The sequence below is a fragment of the Streptomyces sp. NPDC052016 genome (genome assembly GCF_044548445.1).
Lineage (GTDB): Bacteria > Actinomycetota > Actinomycetes > Streptomycetales > Streptomycetaceae > Streptomyces.
In genome coordinates this window covers 155,475-171,825 of the sequence record NZ_JBIUBX010000003.1, presented here as the reverse complement: position 1 = coordinate 171,825, position 16,351 = coordinate 155,475, and the positions used below count along the sequence as shown (strand labels likewise).

9 protein-coding genes are annotated in these 16,351 nt (G+C 75.2%); 7 read left to right on the top strand and 2 right to left on the bottom strand.

The window, feature by feature from the left end:
- Positions 1-293: 293 nt before the first annotated feature.
- Positions 294-1,250: a class I SAM-dependent methyltransferase gene (locus ACIHAR_RS05755; protein WP_400017199.1), complete on the bottom strand. Its 957-nt coding sequence runs from the start codon at positions 1,248-1,250 to the stop codon at positions 294-296.
- Between the two features lie 147 nt (positions 1,251-1,397).
- On the opposite strand from ACIHAR_RS05755, the gene cobT reads away from it, so the two are divergent.
- The gene (cobT, locus tag ACIHAR_RS05750) at positions 1,398-2,540 is read left to right on the top strand and encodes a nicotinate-nucleotide--dimethylbenzimidazole phosphoribosyltransferase (protein WP_400017197.1); all 1,143 of its coding nucleotides are present in this window, start codon (positions 1,398-1,400) and stop codon (positions 2,538-2,540) included.
- A gap of 490 nt (positions 2,541-3,030) precedes the next feature.
- Here cobT and ACIHAR_RS05745 read toward each other — a convergent pair whose 3' ends face one another.
- Positions 3,031-3,792, bottom strand: a complete 762-nt coding sequence (locus tag ACIHAR_RS05745) for a hypothetical protein (protein WP_365461037.1) — start codon at positions 3,790-3,792, stop codon at positions 3,031-3,033.
- 61 nt (positions 3,793-3,853) lie between these two features.
- On the opposite strand from ACIHAR_RS05745, the gene ACIHAR_RS05740 reads away from it, so the two are divergent.
- From ACIHAR_RS05740 to ACIHAR_RS05715, 6 genes are all read left to right on the top strand, one after another.
- A complete protein-coding gene (locus ACIHAR_RS05740; RefSeq protein ID WP_400017196.1) occupies positions 3,854-4,657 on the top strand; it encodes an adenosylcobinamide-GDP ribazoletransferase in 804 nt (267 codons plus the stop codon).
- A gap of 568 nt (positions 4,658-5,225) precedes the next feature.
- The gene (locus tag ACIHAR_RS05735; RefSeq protein ID WP_400017194.1) at positions 5,226-6,764 is read left to right on the top strand and encodes a leucyl aminopeptidase; all 1,539 of its coding nucleotides are present in this window, start codon (positions 5,226-5,228) and stop codon (positions 6,762-6,764) included.
- A 306-nt stretch (positions 6,765-7,070) separates the two neighbouring features.
- A complete protein-coding gene (gene lpdA, locus ACIHAR_RS05730; RefSeq protein ID WP_365461031.1) occupies positions 7,071-8,459 on the top strand; it encodes a dihydrolipoyl dehydrogenase in 1,389 nt (462 codons plus the stop codon).
- A gap of 60 nt (positions 8,460-8,519) precedes the next feature.
- Positions 8,520-10,358 (top strand): 2-oxoglutarate dehydrogenase, E2 component, dihydrolipoamide succinyltransferase, encoded by a 1,839-nt coding sequence (gene sucB / locus ACIHAR_RS05725; RefSeq protein ID WP_365461029.1) that lies wholly within the window; start codon positions 8,520-8,522, stop codon positions 10,356-10,358.
- 354 nt (positions 10,359-10,712) lie between these two features.
- The gene (locus tag ACIHAR_RS05720; protein WP_365461027.1) at positions 10,713-11,351 is read left to right on the top strand and encodes a GntR family transcriptional regulator; all 639 of its coding nucleotides are present in this window, start codon (positions 10,713-10,715) and stop codon (positions 11,349-11,351) included.
- A 353-nt stretch (positions 11,352-11,704) separates the two neighbouring features.
- Entirely contained in the window at positions 11,705-16,264 is a 4,560-nt protein-coding gene (locus ACIHAR_RS05715) for a cation-transporting P-type ATPase (RefSeq protein ID WP_365461025.1), read from the top strand.
- Positions 16,265-16,351: the final 87 nt, after the last annotated feature.

The following is a 16,351-nucleotide window of genomic DNA, read 5'->3' as shown; positions in this document are numbered from 1 at the left end:
TGCGCCACGGCCACGCGGCACCACCGCCCACCCAACCCAATAGCCAGGACAGGGCCGAGGCGCCCACGAGCAGGTGCACCAGCGCCCCAGCCCACGCGGGCAGTGCGGACGGTGGCGCGCCACGGACCGATGGCGTGACTGCCCACAGCGCGGCCGGCAAGACAGGCCCGGTGCGCCATGGCCAAGCGACACCCCCGCCCCCAGCCGGGCTGGGCGAGTGGGGCGCGCGCCGCGGCCGGGGCCGGGCGAGCCGCTGCCGTGTCGGGCGGGGCGCGGGTGGCGTGCGGTCTCGTTCAGTCCTTGCGGGCGATGATCCGGTACGCGTTCGAGAAGCGGGTGTGGCGCAGGACGGGGGCCAGGGTGCGGTCCAGGGCCATCGCTGTCGTCACCAAGGGGGCCGCCGCGCGCAGGAGGGTACCGCGGGACGGCGGGACGGCTCGGGTCAGGGACAGGGAGAGGGCCGCCGACAGGTCGTAGGGGATGTGGGCGTCGCGGCGGTCGGCGGCGAGGACGGTGCAGCCCAGGGTCTCCAGTTCGGTGCGGAGGTTGGGCAGGGGGATCAGGTGGAGGTGGCGGGGCTGGCCGTGGGCGAGCCACCACTTGCCGAGCAGGGCGGCGAACACGCTGCGGGGCTCGGGGGCTTCGAGGAGGAGGTGGCCGCCGGGGCGCAGGACGGTGAGGGCGGCGCGGAGTTCCGCGCGGGGGTCGAGGGTGTGCTGCAGCTGATGGAGCATGCTGACGACGTCGTAGCGGGCGCGCAGGCGGGTGGTGATGCCGGGTGTGGTGAGGTGGCCGATGTAAGCCTCCTCGACGCGGCCCGCCCGCTGCGCCCGTTTCACTCTCGGGGTGGGGTCCAGACCGTCGAACGCCGTGTACGTGAACATCTCCTTCGCCACACGCGGGAACAGGGCGTGCCCCGTGCCCACGTCCAGCCAGCTCTCCGGCTCGGGCAACGGCAGCATCGTCCGCGCGGTGGCGCGCAGGCGGCGACGGTCGGTGCGGGTGGCGAGGACACGGCCGGTGAGACCCGTCCGGTGGCCCTCCTCCGGGTCCGGGTCGTAGAGGGCGAGTCCCTCCGCGGTCAGGCGCGGGTTCTGGAAGGCGTGGGCGCAGTCCCGGCACTCGTCGACCACGAACGTCCCCGGTCTGTGGTGGCGCAGGTCCGGCGCGCGCAGTCGTGTGCGCAGGCGTCTGGAACCGCACCAGGGGCAGTCGTCGCGGCGCGGCTCGTGGATGGGCCTGGGGGGCATGAGCGGCTCCGGTGGGGGGCGTGGGCGCGCGGCAATTCGTGGTAAAGCGGAACGTATGGGATCCGGATCTAGGGTGCAAAGACGTCGTGGGGGTGTGGTGGCGATGTGGCGCGGAACCGTTCGTTCGGTGCCGGTACTGTTCGGCGAATGAGCTCGCTGAATCTCGACGACTTCACCGATCTGATCGAGCGCCCCGACGGTGGGGTGCGCCGCGACGCGGAGGCGCGCCGGGAACGTCAGATCGTGCCGCCCGGATCGCTGGGGCGCCTCGACGACCTGGGTGAGTGGCTGGCGGCGGCGCAGGGCACGGTGCCGGTGCGCCCGGTCAGGCGGCCGCGGGTGGTGCTGTTCGCCGGCGACCACGGGATCGCCGAGCTCGGCGTCTCCGTCCGGCCCGCGGGCAGCGCCGCGGAGCTGGTGCGGGCCGTGCTGGAGGGCGGCCGTCCGGCGGCGGTGCTGGCCCGTCAGCTCGAGGTGCCGGTGCGGGTCGTGGACATGGCGCTGGACTGCGAGCCGGACGCCTTCCCCGAGGACGTCGTACGGCATCGGGTACGGCGGGGCAGCGGCCGTATCGACGTCGAGGACGCGCTGACCCTCGAGGAGGCCGAGGCCGCCTTCCGGGCCGGGGTCGCCGTCGCCGACGAGGAGGCCGACTCCGGTACGGATCTGGTCGTGCTCGGGGATGTGAGCGTGGGCGGGACGACAGCGGCGGGCGTGCTGGTCGCGGCGCTGTGCGGGACCGACGCGTCCGTGGTGACCGGGCGGGGCGGCGAGGCGATCGACGACCTGGCGTGGATGCGCAAGTGCGCCGCGATCCGTGACGCGTTGCGGCGGGCCCGGCCGGTGCTCGGCGACCAGTTGCAGTTGCTGGCGACCGTGGGCGGCGCCGACCTCGCCGCGATGACGGGCTTCCTGTTGCAGTGCGCCGTGCGGAAGTTGCCCGTCGTGCTGGACGGGGTCGTGACGGCGGCGTGCGCGCTGGTCGGGCAGCGGATCGCCTTCCGGGCGCCGGACTGGTGGCTGGCCGGGCAGCGCAGCGGCGAACCCGGGCAGGCCAAGGCGCTGGACCGGATGGCGCTGGAGCCGCTGGTGGACCACGGGGTGACCGTGGGCGAGGGGGCGGGCGCCCTGCTGGCGCTGCCGTTGGTGCAGGCCGCGGCGGCGCTGGCCGCGGAGCTGCCGGAAAAGCCCGAGAAGCCCGAGGGGTCCGGGGAGTCCAAGGAGACGTCCGGGGAGTCCTCCGACCGGTCCGAGGAGGACGAAGGGACCGGGGAGCCGCAGGCAGAGTAGGCGGAGTAGGCGGAGGCGGAGGCGGAGGCCCGGGCGACCGAGCGGAGGCGGAGCTACGGCGTCGGCGGGAAACGGCATCTCCGGGCCGCCGGTCGGCGCGGCAGAGCCGGGGACGCGGGGAGCCGCGCGGCCGACTGTGCGGCCGTGCCGCGGCCGGCCTCGACGTGGACGACCTGGTCCTCGTCGGCAGCCCGGGCACGGGGCCGACTCGGCGGCCGGGCATGAGGCCGACTCGGGGGCCGGGCTGCGCACCCGTGCGCGGGTCTGGGCGGCCAGGGAAGCCCGCACGCGCCGCACGACCCTCGCCGCCTGGGCGCCACCGGCGAACGTCACCCCAGGAGAACCAACCCCGTCACCCCGGGAGGATCAACCCCGTCATCCCGGGATGGCCGACCCCGTCACGCCGGGAGAACCTGCACCGTCACCCCGGGCCGACCGGCCCCGTCCCCCCGGGAGAACCTGCACCGTCACCCCGGGCCGACCGGCCCCGTCACCCCCGCCCGGGGGAGCGCAGCTCCGCGTCGGTCTTGCCGCCCAGCCAGTCCCCCATCACCCGCCGCGGCCGCGCCCACCGCCGGTCGTGGTGGTAGGCGCGCAGCGCGGCTCTGGCGCGCGCCCGCGGCCGCCGGCGGTAGAAGCGGCGGGCCCACCAGGAGTCGGGGCGGGCCAGGCGGACGAAGCCGATCAGGCCGAGGAGCGGAATGATCACGCTGAAGATCGCCATCCGGGTCTTGCCCTTGCTCAGGACCGCGAGCGCGAACAGGAAGTTGACCACCACCGTCGAGATGACACCACCCCGGCCCTGGCGCTCGTCCTGGTCCACGTCGTTGACGCCGAACGGCGAGAAGCCGACCAGGACCAGCCCGACCAGGGCGGCCGTCAGGACGACGACCTCCACGCTCTTGCGGCCCGCCTCCGTCCAGTAGACGTCGTCGAGGTGCAGGACCAGCGCGAACTCGTCCAGGACGAGCCCGGCGCCGATGCCGAAGACGATCGCGAAGGCGGCCGGGCCGACACCGTGCCGGCCGCTCGCCACGGCGCCGAACCCGCCGACGACGGACAGGACGACACCGGGGACGACGTGATGGACGTGCAGCCCGCCCGCGCTGACGTTGCCGAAGGGCCCCTTCCCGGCCCGGATCAGACGGGTGACGACACGGGTGATCACGAAGGTCAGGACGAAGGCGGCGAGGGCGAGAAGCAGCGGGAGTTTGCCCGGCTCGACGATGTTCCGCTGCAACCAATCTCCCATATGCGCATTTTCGTCCTTGCCCGCACGGGACGCCCGTCCGACCGCCCGGTAACCTGCGCCGGTGTCCACGCCCCCGCCGCCTCCCCCGCCCTCCGCCGCCGACGGCCTCCGTTTCGCCTTCGGCACCCTCACCGTGCTCCCGGTGCGGGTGACCCGTTGGGACCGGGAGGCCGCGCGCGGGGGCATGCTCGGCGCCCCGGCGGTCGGGCTGGTGGTCGGCGGCTGCGCGGCCGGGCTCGGGCTGCTGGCGCTGTTCCTGGGGGCGGGACCCCTGCTCGCCGCCGTCGCCTCCGCGGCCGTACCCGCCGTGCTCACCCGTGGGCTGCATCTCGACGGGCTGGCCGACACCGCGGACGGGCTGGGCAGCGGCAAGCCCGCCGAGGACGCGCTGCGCATCATGAAGCAGTCGGACATCGGCCCGTTCGGCGTGCTCACCCTGGTCCTCGTCCTGCTCGCCCAGGTGGCCGCGCTGGCCCAGCTGTACGGCGCCTCCTGGGTGCGGGGCGCGCTCGCGGCCGTCACCGCGGCGGTCGCGGCCCGGCTGGCCCTCACCCTGGCCGCCCGCACGGGAGTGCCGGCGGCCCGCCCGGAGGGGCTGGGCGCGGCGGTCGCCGGCGTCGTACCCGCACAGGGGGCGCTCGCCGTGGCAGCCGCGTGCACCGCCGCCGCGGCGGCCTCGGGGGCACTCCTCGGCCCCTACGACGCCGTCCGCACGGCCCTCGCCGTCCTCCTCGCCCTGGGCGCGGCCGAACTCCTCCTGCGCCACTGCACACGCCGTTTCGGCGGGATCACCGGCGACGTCTTCGGCGGACTGGCCGAGACGGCGGCGACGACCGCCCTCGTCGCGCTGTGCCTTGGCGGCTAGTCGCACTGCGCCCGGACGACCGGAACCGCCCCCCGCCGGAGCCCGGTCGCCCCGCCCGCACTCCGCCCGGACGCCCCGCCCGCACTCCGCCCGGACGCCCCGCCGGAGCCCGGTCGCGATCCGCCCGCCCGCACTCCGCCCGGACGACCGGAACCGCCCCCCTCGGAGCCGAGTTGCACCACCCGCACTCCGCCCGGACGACCGGAACGCCTCCCACCGGAGCCCGGTCGCCCCACCCGCACTCCGCCCGGACGACCGGAACCGCCCCCACCGGAGTCGAGTCGCGCCGCTTCACCGGCACCCGGCGGGTGTGACCGGGGGCGGGGAGTGCGAGGATCGGGGCGTGGCCACGACGCCCGACCGACAGCCGAAGACTCGCCTGCATGAGCGAACGCACAGGCACGCGTACGCTCGTCCCGGGGGTTCGCCGCGCCGGTTCGCCGCGCCGGTGGGGCCGCCCCCGGTTGCGACCGCACCCCCAGCCCGGATCTAGGGTCGGCTGTCGGGCCCGGTCGACCCACACAGATCGGCCACTGCAACTTCACATCGGAAGCGAGATTTCACCACCGTGACTGCTCTCACTCTCAGCACCGCCGCGGCGCCCGGCCTGCGGGCCGACGCGATCGTGATCGGTGTCGCCAAGGGCTCCGCGTCCCGGTCTGGGGACCTGGTCGTCGCCCGGGGCGCCGAAGCCGTGGACAAGGCCTACGACGGCCGGCTCGCCGGCGTCCTGGAGACCCTCGGCGCCACCGGCGCCGAGGGCGAGGTGACGAAGCTGCCCGCCCCGGCCGGCTTCAAGGCACCGCTCGTGCTGGCGGTGGGGCTGGGCGGGGAGCCCGAGAAGGACGCCTCGTACGACGCCGAGGCGCTGCGCAAGGCGGCCGGCGTGGCCGCCCGCACCCTCGCCGGGTCCAAGAAGGCCGCCTTCGCCCTGCCGCTGACGGACCCCGCCGACGTCGGCGCGGTCGCCGAAGGCGTGGTGCTCGGCGCCTACTCCTTCGACGCCTACAAGGAGAACGGCAAGGACGCCAAGGCCAGGAACGGCAAGGCGCCGCTCGCCGAGGCCACCCTGCTCGGCGGCAAGCCGCGCGACGCCGCCCACAAGGCCGCGCTCGCCCGCGCCACCGCCGTCGCCGAGGAGCTCAACCGCGCCCGCGACCTCGTCAACACCCCGCCGAACGACCTCAACCCCGAGGCCTTCGCCGCCATCGCCCAGGCCGCGGCGAAGGAGCACGGCATCAAGGTGCAGGTCCTCGACGAGAAGGCCCTCGCCAAGGGCGGCTACGGCGGCATCCTGGGCGTCGGTTCCGGCTCCGCGTCGGCCCCGCGCCTGGTGAAGCTGTCGTACACCGCCTCCAAGGCGGACAAGCACCTCGCCTTCGTCGGCAAGGGAATCACCTACGACTCGGGCGGCATCTCGCTGAAGCCGGCCGGGCACAACGAGACGATGAAGTGCGACATGAGCGGCGCGGCGGCGGTCTTCGCGGCCGTGGTCGCCGCCGCACGGCTCGGCCTGCGGGTCAACGTCACCGGCTGGCTGGCGCTCGCCGAGAACATGCCGTCCGGCTCCGCCACCAGGCCGGGCGACGTGCTGCGCATGTACAGCGGCAAGACGGTCGAGGTGCTCAACACCGACGCCGAGGGCCGGCTGGTGCTCGCCGACGCGCTGTGGGCCGCCTCCCAGGAGAAGCCGGACGCCATCGTGGACGTCGCGACGCTCACCGGCGCGATGATGCTGGCGCTGGGCAACCGGACGTTCGGGATCATGGCGAACGACGACGCCTTCCGCTCCACGGTGTTCGAGGTCGCGGAGGAGGTCGGCGAGCCCGCCTGGCCCATGCCGCTGCCGGAGCACCTGCGCAAGGGCATGGACTCCCCCGTCGCCGACATCGCGAACATGGGTGAGCGGATGGGCGGCGGCCTCGTCGCCGGCCTGTTCCTCAAGGAGTTCGTGGGCGACGGCATCACCTGGGCGCACCTGGACATCGCCGGGCCGGCGTTCAACGAGGGCGGGCCGTTCGGCTACACGCCGAAGGGCGGCACCGGCACCGCGGTGCGGACCCTCGTGCGGCTCGCCGAGCGGACCGCCTCGGGCGACCTGGGCTGACGCCGGCTCGGGGCGCGGGGACTGTGCGCCTGGTCACTCGGCCCGCACCCGTCGTACGGCGGGTGCGGGCCGTAGGTGGCTGGTCGCGCGGTTCCCGCGCCCCCGGGCGCGAGCCCCACGGCCTGCCGAAAAGGACCGTGGGGCGTCTCACACAGCAGCCCCGCGTCTCGTCTCCCTCGCACAAGTGCAAAGATGGGGCTCGGCAGGACAGGGCCCCCACCACAGGGCCGAAGAAAGAGCGGCCGGACACCAGCCGCCGACCGGTCACCGCTGACCGGCGTGGCGCACATGCATGGAGGACGTGACGTGGCGAACGACGCCAGCACCGTTTTCGACCTAGTGATCCTCGGCGGTGGTAGCGGTGGTTACGCCGCGGCCCTGCGCGGGGCGCAGCTGGGCCTGGACGTCGCCCTGATCGAGAAGGACAAGGTCGGCGGCACCTGCCTGCACCGGGGTTGCATCCCCACCAAGGCCCTGCTCCACGCGGGCGAGATCGCCGACCAGGCCCGTGAGAGCGAGCAGTTCGGCGTCAAGGCCACCTTCGACGGCATCGACATCGCCGGGGTCCACAAGTACAAGGACGGTGTGATCTCCGGCCTGTACAAGGGTCTCCAGGGCCTCGTCGCCTCCCGCAAGGTGACCTACATCGAGGGTGAGGGCCGGCTGTCCTCCCCCACCTCCGTCGACGTGAACGGTCAGCGGATCCAGGGCCGTCACGTCCTGCTGGCGACCGGCTCGGTGCCGAAGTCGCTGCCCGGCCTGGAGATCGACGGCGACCGCATCATCTCCTCCGACCACGCCCTCGTCCTGGACCGCGTGCCGAAGTCCGCGATCATCCTGGGCGGCGGTGTCATCGGAGTCGAGTTCGCCTCCGCGTGGAAGTCCTTCGGGTCGGACGTCACGATCATCGAGGGCCTGAAGCACCTCGTCCCGGTCGAGGACGAGAACTCCTCGAAGCTCCTCGAGCGCGCCTTCCGCAAGCGCGGCATCAAGTTCAACCTGGGCACCTTCTTCTCCAAGGCCGAGTACACCCAGGACGGTGTCAAGGTCACCCTCGCCGACGGCAAGGAGTTCGAGGCCGAGGTCCTGCTGGTCGCCGTCGGCCGCGGCCCGGTCTCCCAGGGCCTGGGCTACGAGGAGGCCGGGGTCGCCATGGACCGCGGCTACGTCCTCGTCGACGAGTACATGCGCACCAACGTCCCGACCATCTCGGCCGTCGGTGACCTCGTCCCCACGCTCCAGCTCGCGCACGTCGGCTTCGCCGAGGGCATCCTGGTGGCGGAGCGTCTGGCCGGTCTGAAGACCGTCCCGATCGACTACGACGGTGTCCCGCGGGTGACGTACTGCCACCCGGAGGTCGCCTCCGTGGGCATCACCGAGGCCAAGGCCAAGGAGATCTACGGCGCGGACAAGGTCGTCGCTCTGAAGTACAACCTGGCGGGCAACGGCAGGAGCAAGATCCTCCAGACCGCGGGCGAGATCAAGCTCGTCCAGGTCAAGGACGGTGCCGTGGTCGGCGTCCACATGGTCGGCGACCGCATGGGCGAGCAGGTCGGCGAGGCCCAGCTGATCTACAACTGGGAGGCCCTGCCGGCCGAGGTCGCGCAGCTCATCCACGCCCACCCGACGCAGAACGAGGCGCTCGGCGAGGCCCACCTGGCTCTCGCGGGCAAGCCCCTTCACGCGCACGACTGACCCTCGGTCGACGAACGCGACGACACAGACTTCCGCAATTCGTAAGGAGCAACCGAAACCATGGCGGTTTCCGTAACCCTTCCGGCGCTCGGCGAGAGCGTCACCGAGGGCACTGTCACCCGCTGGCTGAAGGCCGAGGGCGAGCGCGTCGAGGCCGACGAGCCGCTGCTCGAGGTCTCCACCGACAAGGTCGACACCGAGATCCCCTCCCCCGCCGCCGGCGTCCTGGCCTCCATCAAGGTCGCCGAGGACGAGACGGTCGAGGTCGGCGCCGAGCTGGCCGTCATCGACGACGGCACGGGCGCCCCGGCCGCCGCTCCGGCTCCGGCCGCCGAGCAGGTCGCCCCGCCGGCTCCCGAGCCGACCCCGGCCGCACAGCCGTCCACCGAGCAGGCGGCCCCCGCCCCGGCCCCCACCGCCGAGGCCGCCGCCGGCGCCGGTGCCGCCGAGGGCACGGACGTGGTCCTGCCCGCGCTCGGCGAGTCCGTCACCGAGGGCACCGTCACCCGCTGGCTGAAGTCGGTCGGCGACACCGTCGAGGCCGACGAGCCGCTGCTCGAGGTCTCCACCGACAAGGTCGACACCGAGATCCCGGCGCCCACCTCCGGTGTGCTGCTGGAGATCACGGTCGGCGAGGACGAGACCGCCGAGGTCGGTGCCAAGCTCGCCGTCATCGGCGCCCCGGGCGCCGCTCCGGCCCCCGCCCCGGCCCCCGCCGCCCCGGCTCCGGCCCCCGCCGCCGCTGCCCCGGCCGCTCCCGCCGCCCCGGCCCCCGCCGCCCCGGCTCCGGCCCCCGCCGCGGCTGCCCCGGCCGCTCCCGCCGCCCCGGCTCCGGCCCCGGCCGCCCCGGCCGCCGCCGCGCCCGCCCCGGCCCAGCCCGCGGCTCCGGCCCCGGCTCCGGCCGCCCCGGCGCCGGTCACCCCGGCCCCGGCCGCTCCGGCGCCCGCCGCCGTGCAGCCCACCGACGAGGGCGCCTACGTCACCCCGCTGGTGCGCAAGCTCGCCGCCGAGCACGGCGTCGACCTGGCCTCCGTCAAGGGCACCGGCGTCGGCGGCCGCATCCGCAAGCAGGACGTCGTCGCCGCCGCCGAGGCCGCGAAGGCCGCCGCCGCTGCCCCGGCCCCCGCCGCGGCCGCTCCGGCCGCCGCGAAGAAGGCCCCGGCGCTGGAGGTCTCCCCGCTGCGCGGCCAGACCGTCAAGATGCCCCGCATCCGCAAGGTCATCGGCGACAACATGGTCAAGGCGCTGCACGAGCAGGCCCAGCTGTCGTCGGTCGTCGAGGTCGACGTCACGCGTCTGATGAAGCTGCGCGCCAAGGCGAAGGACTCCTTCGCGGCCCGCGAGGGCGTCAAGCTCTCCCCGATGCCGTTCTTCGTGAAGGCGGCGGCCCAGGCGCTGAAGGCCCACCCGGTCATCAACGCCAAGATCAACGAGGCCGAGGGCACGATCACCTACTTCGACACCGAGAACATCGGTATCGCGGTGGACTCGGAGAAGGGCCTGATGACCCCGGTCATCAAGGGTGCGGGCGACCTGAACATCGCCGGCATCGCCAAGGCCACCGCCGACCTGGCGGGCAAGGTCCGCGCCAGCAAGATCACGCCGGACGAGCTGTCCGGTGCGACCTTCACCATCTCCAACACCGGTTCGCGCGGTGCGCTCTTCGACACGATCATCGTGCCGCCGGGCCAGGTCGCGATCCTCGGCATCGGTGCCACGGTCAAGCGTCCGGCCGTCATCGAGACCGAGGAGGGCACGGTCATCGGCGTCCGCGACATGACGTACCTGACCCTGTCCTACGACCACCGTCTGGTGGACGGCGCCGACGCGGCCCGTTACCTGACCGCGGTCAAGGCGATCCTGGAGGCGGGCGAGTTCGAGGTCGAGCTCGGCCTCTGATCCCCTGATCAGGCAGTACGGCGCCCCGTCCGGAGTTTCCGGGCGGGGCGCCCGCCTGTTCGCCGGGCGCCGGGGCGCCGGGGCACCGGGCACCAAGGAGCGGGGCCACGACGCGTGCGCGCTCCACGGCGCGGGCCCGGCCGGCCGCACCCGGCCCGCACCCGCCCGGCGGCGGACCGGAGCGCGCCGGCCGACGCACCGGCCGGCGCACCGGCCGGACCTCACGCCGTGTAAGTCTCGTCTCACCTGCGGCAAAGGGCGCCCGTGCGCTCCTCCGGGACGGAGGGTCGGCCTTATTGTCTAAACGTCAAACGCCCCAGGGGCCGATGGGCGGCCCCTCCCTAAGGAGCACTCATGACCGCGCCCGTCGTCCACTCGCTGCGCGAACAGATCCGCGAGCACATCGTGGAGGGGATCGTCAGCGGGCGCTGGAAGCCGGGCGAGCGGATCGTGGAGCGGCGGATCGCCACCGAGCTGGAGGTCAGCCAGACGCCGGTGCGGGAGGCGCTGCGCGAACTGGAGTCGCTGCGGCTGATCGAGTCCGCGCCGAACAAGGGCGTACGGGTGCGCAACCTCACGGCCGCCGACCTGGAGGAGATCTACCCGGTCCGGGCCGGCCTGGAGCAGATCGCCGCCGAGCTGGCGGCCGCCCGGCTGGCCGAGGGCACCGCCGTGCTGGAGGCGGAGGTCGCGGCGCTGTACGAGGCGGACCGCGGGGCCGACAGCGAGGCGCAGGTCAGGCACACCGTGGCCTTCCACCGGGAGATGGTGCGGGCGGCCGGGAACAGCGTGCTGCTGCACACCTGGGAAGGCCTGGGCATCGAGGTGTTCACGGCGCTGTCGATCCGGTGGCTCGGGACGCGGCAGCAGTCGTACGCGGAGGAGCACCAGGCGCTCGTCGAGGCGTTCAGGCGCCGGGACCCGGACATCGGCCGCCTCGTGAAGGAGCATGTGCTGGGCTGCGCTCCGCGCGCCGCCCAGCCGCAGGCCTGACGACCCGGCGACTCCGTCCGGCGGCTACGTCCGGCGGCTCCCTCCCGCGGCGTGTCCGGCGTCGCAGCGCAGGACGATCTCCTCGGTGTGTGCTCATACTGAGGGGAGTTGTGTGTCCGCCGGGGCGCTGATCGTGCCACCCGTTGGCCGAGGGAGGCCGCGTGACCTGGGCCGTGTTGTCCCCGTCCACCCTCTCGCGGTCCGTTTTGTCCGCATCTGCGGCAGCTGGATCACTGCTGTCGGGAACTATCCGTACCGTCTCGGAACGGTTGAGTTCCCTGTCCGCGTCGCCGTCGGCGGACCCCGACCCCGGACCGCCTGGTGACCCCACATTCCGGCGGACCGCGGGCGGTGTGCAGATCGAGGTCCGGCGCCTGGGCCGGCCCGGCACGACTTCCGCGGCACGCGAGCTGGAGACCGCCCTGCGCCGGCTGCCGGGGGTGGGCCGCGCCGAGGTGAACGGCGCCTTGGGCTGCGTGTACGTGGGGTGCGGGCCCGAGACCGATCTGGAGGGCGTGCTCGCCCTGGTCTCCGCCGCGGAGGCGGACATGACCGAGGCCAGCGCCGACGGCGAGGAGGAGCCGGGCAGCGGCGCCCGGCGGGCGCCCGGCCCGGTCGGCCTGTCCACGGTGGCGGGGACGGGGATCGCGGCGGCCGCGCAGCTCGGCGCGGGCGTGGTGGCGTTCGGGGTGGCGTCGGCCGGCACCGCCCTGCGGCTGCGCGGACTGCCGCCGGTGGTGCTCTCGGCACTCCAGCTCCTGGAGGCCACGCCGCGGCTGCGCGAGGGCGTCGCGGACCGGTACGGCGAGGCGGCCACGGAACGCGGCTGGACCGCGGCGAACCTGCTCGTCGCCACGCTGACGTTCCGGCCGCTGGGCACCGCGGTGACGACGGTGCTGGCCGGAGCCCGGTACCTGGAGGCGCAGGCCCGCCGCAGGGCCTGGGAGGACTGGTCGCGCAGGCTGGCCGGGCAGGAGGGGACGTACCGGCATGACGCGGTGCCGGCCTGCCGGCGGCCCGCCCCGCTGCCGCCGGGGCCGGGCGAGCGGTACGCCAATCTGGCGGTGCCGGCGTCCCTCGCGGCGTACGGACTCACCGCGGTCGGCACGCTCGACCACGACCGCGGGCTGGCGCTGTTGACCGCCGGGACGCCACGGGCCCCCCGGCTCGGCCGGGAGGCGTTCGCCTCCTCGGTGGCACGGACCCTGTCGGACCGGGGAGCCCTGGTGCTCCGCCCTGAGGCGCTGCGCCGCCTCGACCGGATCGACACTGTCGTCCTCGACGCCCGGGTGCTGGCCACCGGCGGCTGGAGCGTCGAGCACGTGCTGCGCCTGACACCGGCCGGCGAGCCTTCGGAGGCCGGGGGGAACGGCCCGCACGGCGAGCGCCCGGACACGGCGGGCATCAGCCCGTACGGCGAACGCCCCGGTGGCGCCGGGGAGGGCCGGGGCGGCGCTCCCGGTGACGCGTACGGCGACCACCCGGGCGGCGGCGCCGGCGGAGCGGACGGTGACGGACCGGGTGACGACGAGATCCACGCGCGGATCCACGAACTGATCGAGCCGGACGGGCCCCCCGGGTCGCGGGCCCGGCGCCGGGGCGGATCCGCGCGGCGACGGCAGCGGTCGGACTGGGCGCTGGAGCCGTTCCGGGGTCCGGGCTCCGCCCCGGTGTCCGAGGACGCGGCAGCACGGGCGGAGCGGTGGGCCGAGGAGGGTGCCCAGGTGGTGCTGGTCCTGCGGCAGGGCACACCGGTCGCCGTGGCCGCCCTGACCCCCCAACTCCATCCGCTGGCCCACCACTTGGTGCGCGCGGCGGGTCAGTGCGGCGAGGTGCGGCTGGTGGGCGGCCCGCCCGGCCTGCACCGCCGGCTCGGGTTGCCCGGCGCGGTTCCGGCCGGGCGGCGCCGTACGGCCGCGCTGGTGCGTTCCCTGCAGGCCGAGGGCCACGGCGTCGCGGTGGTCACGGCACGCAGCCGGCGCGCCTTCGCCCGTGCGGACCTGGGCATCGGGCTGACCACCGGTGTACGGCACGTGCCGTGGGACGCCCATGTCGCCGCTCCGCCCGAGGCGGTCCACCTGCTGCTCACCGCCGTGCGGGAGGCCCGGCGGGTCAGCGTGGTGTGCACCCGTGTCGAAGGGGCCGGCGCCCTGGCGGCCTCCGCGTTCGCCCTCCTCACGCCCCGTCCGGGCGCCTGGGCGCGGGCCCGTCCGGTGGCCGAGGGGGTGACCGTCACCGGGATCGTCCTCGGCTTCTGGGCGGGCCGGCAGCTGCGCGCCCGCCCGGCTCCGGCGGCCGTCGAGCGCACCGCCTGGCACGCCATGACGGTACGTCAGGTGATGGCGCGGCTCGGCACCTCCTCCCGGGGACTGGACGAGGCCGAGGCCGCCCGGCGCCGGCAGGCCGACGCCGGTGCCCGGCATGACGGCCCCGTCACACTCGCGGGCCGGATCATGGAGGAGCTGGCCAATCCGCTCACCCCCGTCCTGGCGATCGGCGGCGGCATCTCGGCGGCCCTCGGCTCCGTGGTCGACGCCGTGCTCATCGGCGGCGCCCTGGGCGTGGACGCCCTGGTGGGCGGGGTGCAGCGGCAGCGGGCCGACCGTGCCGCGGAGCGGCTGGTCGAGGCGACGTCGGTACAGGTGAGGGTGCGCCGCGCGGGCCGGGCCGAGCCGGTCGAGGCGCCCGCCGAGCAGCTGGTGCGCGGCGACGTGATCGAGCTGCGGGCCGGTGACGCGGTCCCGGCGGACTGCCGGCTGGTCCGGGCGACCGGACTGGAGGCCGACGAGTCGGCGCTCACCGGGGAGTCGCTGCCCGTCGCCAAGAGCGCCGCGCCCAGTGCGGCGCGGGCCGTGGCGGAGCGGACGTCCATGCTCTACCAGGGCACGACCGTGGCCGCGGGGCAGGCCCTGGCCGTGGTGGTCGCCACCGGGACGGCCACCGAGGCGGGCAGCGCGGCGCAGGCGGCCCCCGAGGACGGACCGCCCCAGAGCGGTGTGGAGCGGCGCCTGAAGGAGCTGGGCCGGTGGTTCCTGCCGATGTCCGTCGCCTCGGGAATCGCGCTCCTCGTCGTCGACCTGCTGCGCAGGCGACCGCTGGGCGCCGCACTAGGATCCGCGGTGAGCCTGTGCGTCGCGGCGGTGCCCGAGGGGCTGCCGTTCGTCGCCACGGTCGCGGAGCTGGCCGCGGCCCGCCGTCTGTCCACCCGCGACACCCTGGTGCGCAGTGCCTCCACCATCGAGGCGCTGGGACGCACCGACGTGCTGTGCTTCGACAAGACCGGCACGCTCACCGAGGGCAGGATCAGCCTCCAGCAGGTCTCCGACGGGCTGGAACGCCGTCCGCCGGACCGGCTCACCCCGGCGCTGCGCCGGATCGTCGCCACGGCGGCCCTGGCGGGTCCGGGGGGTCCGGCCTCGGCGCTCACCCACCCCACCGACCGTGCCATCGCGGCCGGAGCGGAACTGCTCGGGGCCGCCCCGGCCCGGGCCGCCGGACTCGGCACGGACACCTGGGAACGGGTGGCGGAACTGCCGTTCGAGCCGGGGCGCGGCTACCACGCGGTGCTGGGGCGGTCGGACGCGCAGACGCGGATCGTCGTGAAGGGGGCGCCGGAGATCGTGCTGGCCCGCTGCGACCGGATCCGCCGCGACGGCGACGACACACCCTTCACGGAGCGGCAACGCGAGGAGTTCGAGGCCGAGGTCGACCGGCTGGCCCGGCAGGGCCTGCGCGTGCTGGCGGTCGCCGAGCACGTCCTGGCCCCGGAGGCGCCCCGGGACGAGGCCGCGCTCGCCCGCTTCGCCGATCTCAGCGAGCTGGGCCTGGACCGGCTGTGCCTGCTGGGCCTGCTGGGACTCGCGGACCCGGTGCGGGCCACGGCGGCCGAGAGCGTGGACCGGCTGGCCACGGCAGGGGTACGGGTCGTCATGCTCACCGGGGACCATCCCAGCACCGCCGCCGCGATCGCCAGGGAGCTGCGGCCCGGACAGGAGCCGCGGCTGATGACCGGGGCGGACCTGGACGCCCTCGACGACACCCGGCTCGCCGGGGCGTTGACGGACGTCTCGGTGTTCGCCCGGGTGACTCCGGCGCACAAGGTCCGGGTGGTCACCGCGCTGCGCTCGGCGGGCCGGATCGTGGCGGTCACCGGCGACGGCGCCAACGACGCGCCCGCGATCAGGATGGCCGACGTCGGCATCGCCCTGGGCTCCCGGGCGACCCCCGCGGCCCGCTCCGCCGCCGACATGGTGGTCACCGACGACCGCATCGAGACCGTCGTCGACGCCATCGTCGAGGGCCGGGCCATGTGGGCCTCGGTGCGCAAGGCGCTGGGCGTCCTGCTCGGCGGGAACGTCGGGGAGATCGCCTTCACCCTGACGACCGGCCTGCTGGCCGGCGGCAGTGCGCTGAACGCACGCCAGCTCCTGCTGGTCAACCTGCTCACGGACATGCTGCCCGCGCTGGCGATCGCCGCCCGGCCGCCGGCCGACCGCCCGGACGAGCTGCTCGCCGAGGGGCCCGAGACCTCGCTGGGAGCGGCCCTCACCCGCCAGATGCGGCTGCGTGCCGTCGCCACCACGTCGGCGGCCGCCGGTGCCTGGCTGGTGGCCCGGGCGACCGGCACCCGGGGGCGCGCCGACACCGTCGGCCTGGTGGCCCTGGTGGCTTCCCAGCTCTTCCAGACGCTGGCGGACGCGGGCCGGGACCGCCTGGTCGCCCTGGCCGTGGTGGGGTCCCTTGCGGCGCTGGCCGTGGTGGTGACCGTGCCGGGGCTCAGTCACTTCTTCGGCAGCCGGCCGCTGGGGCCCGTGGGCTGGACGATCGCCCTGGGGGCGGCGGCGGTGTCCGCGGTGGCGCCGGCCGTGGTGCGGGGCGCCGCCGGTGCCACCGGGCGGAACGGATGGGGCTGACCGGGCCGACCGGGCCGACGACCGGCCCGACTGGGCAGGAAGCGGAACAGACTCATCCGGAAAGTTGGAGTTCACCCGCAGGACACC

What these genes read in the sequence shown, in the direction of transcription:
- ACIHAR_RS05755 (WP_400017199.1), bottom strand. Translation starts at nt 1,250, where the DNA reads ATGCCCCCCAGGCCCATCCACGAGCCGCGCCGCGACGACTGCCCCTGG.
- cobT (WP_400017197.1), top strand. Translation starts at nt 1,398, where the DNA reads ATGAGCTCGCTGAATCTCGACGACTTCACCGATCTGATCGAGCGCCCC.
- ACIHAR_RS05745 (WP_365461037.1), bottom strand. Translation starts at nt 3,792, where the DNA reads ATGGGAGATTGGTTGCAGCGGAACATCGTCGAGCCGGGCAAACTCCCG.
- sucB (WP_365461029.1), top strand. Translation starts at nt 8,520, where the DNA reads ATGGCGGTTTCCGTAACCCTTCCGGCGCTCGGCGAGAGCGTCACCGAG.
- ACIHAR_RS05720 (WP_365461027.1), top strand. Translation starts at nt 10,713, where the DNA reads ATGACCGCGCCCGTCGTCCACTCGCTGCGCGAACAGATCCGCGAGCAC.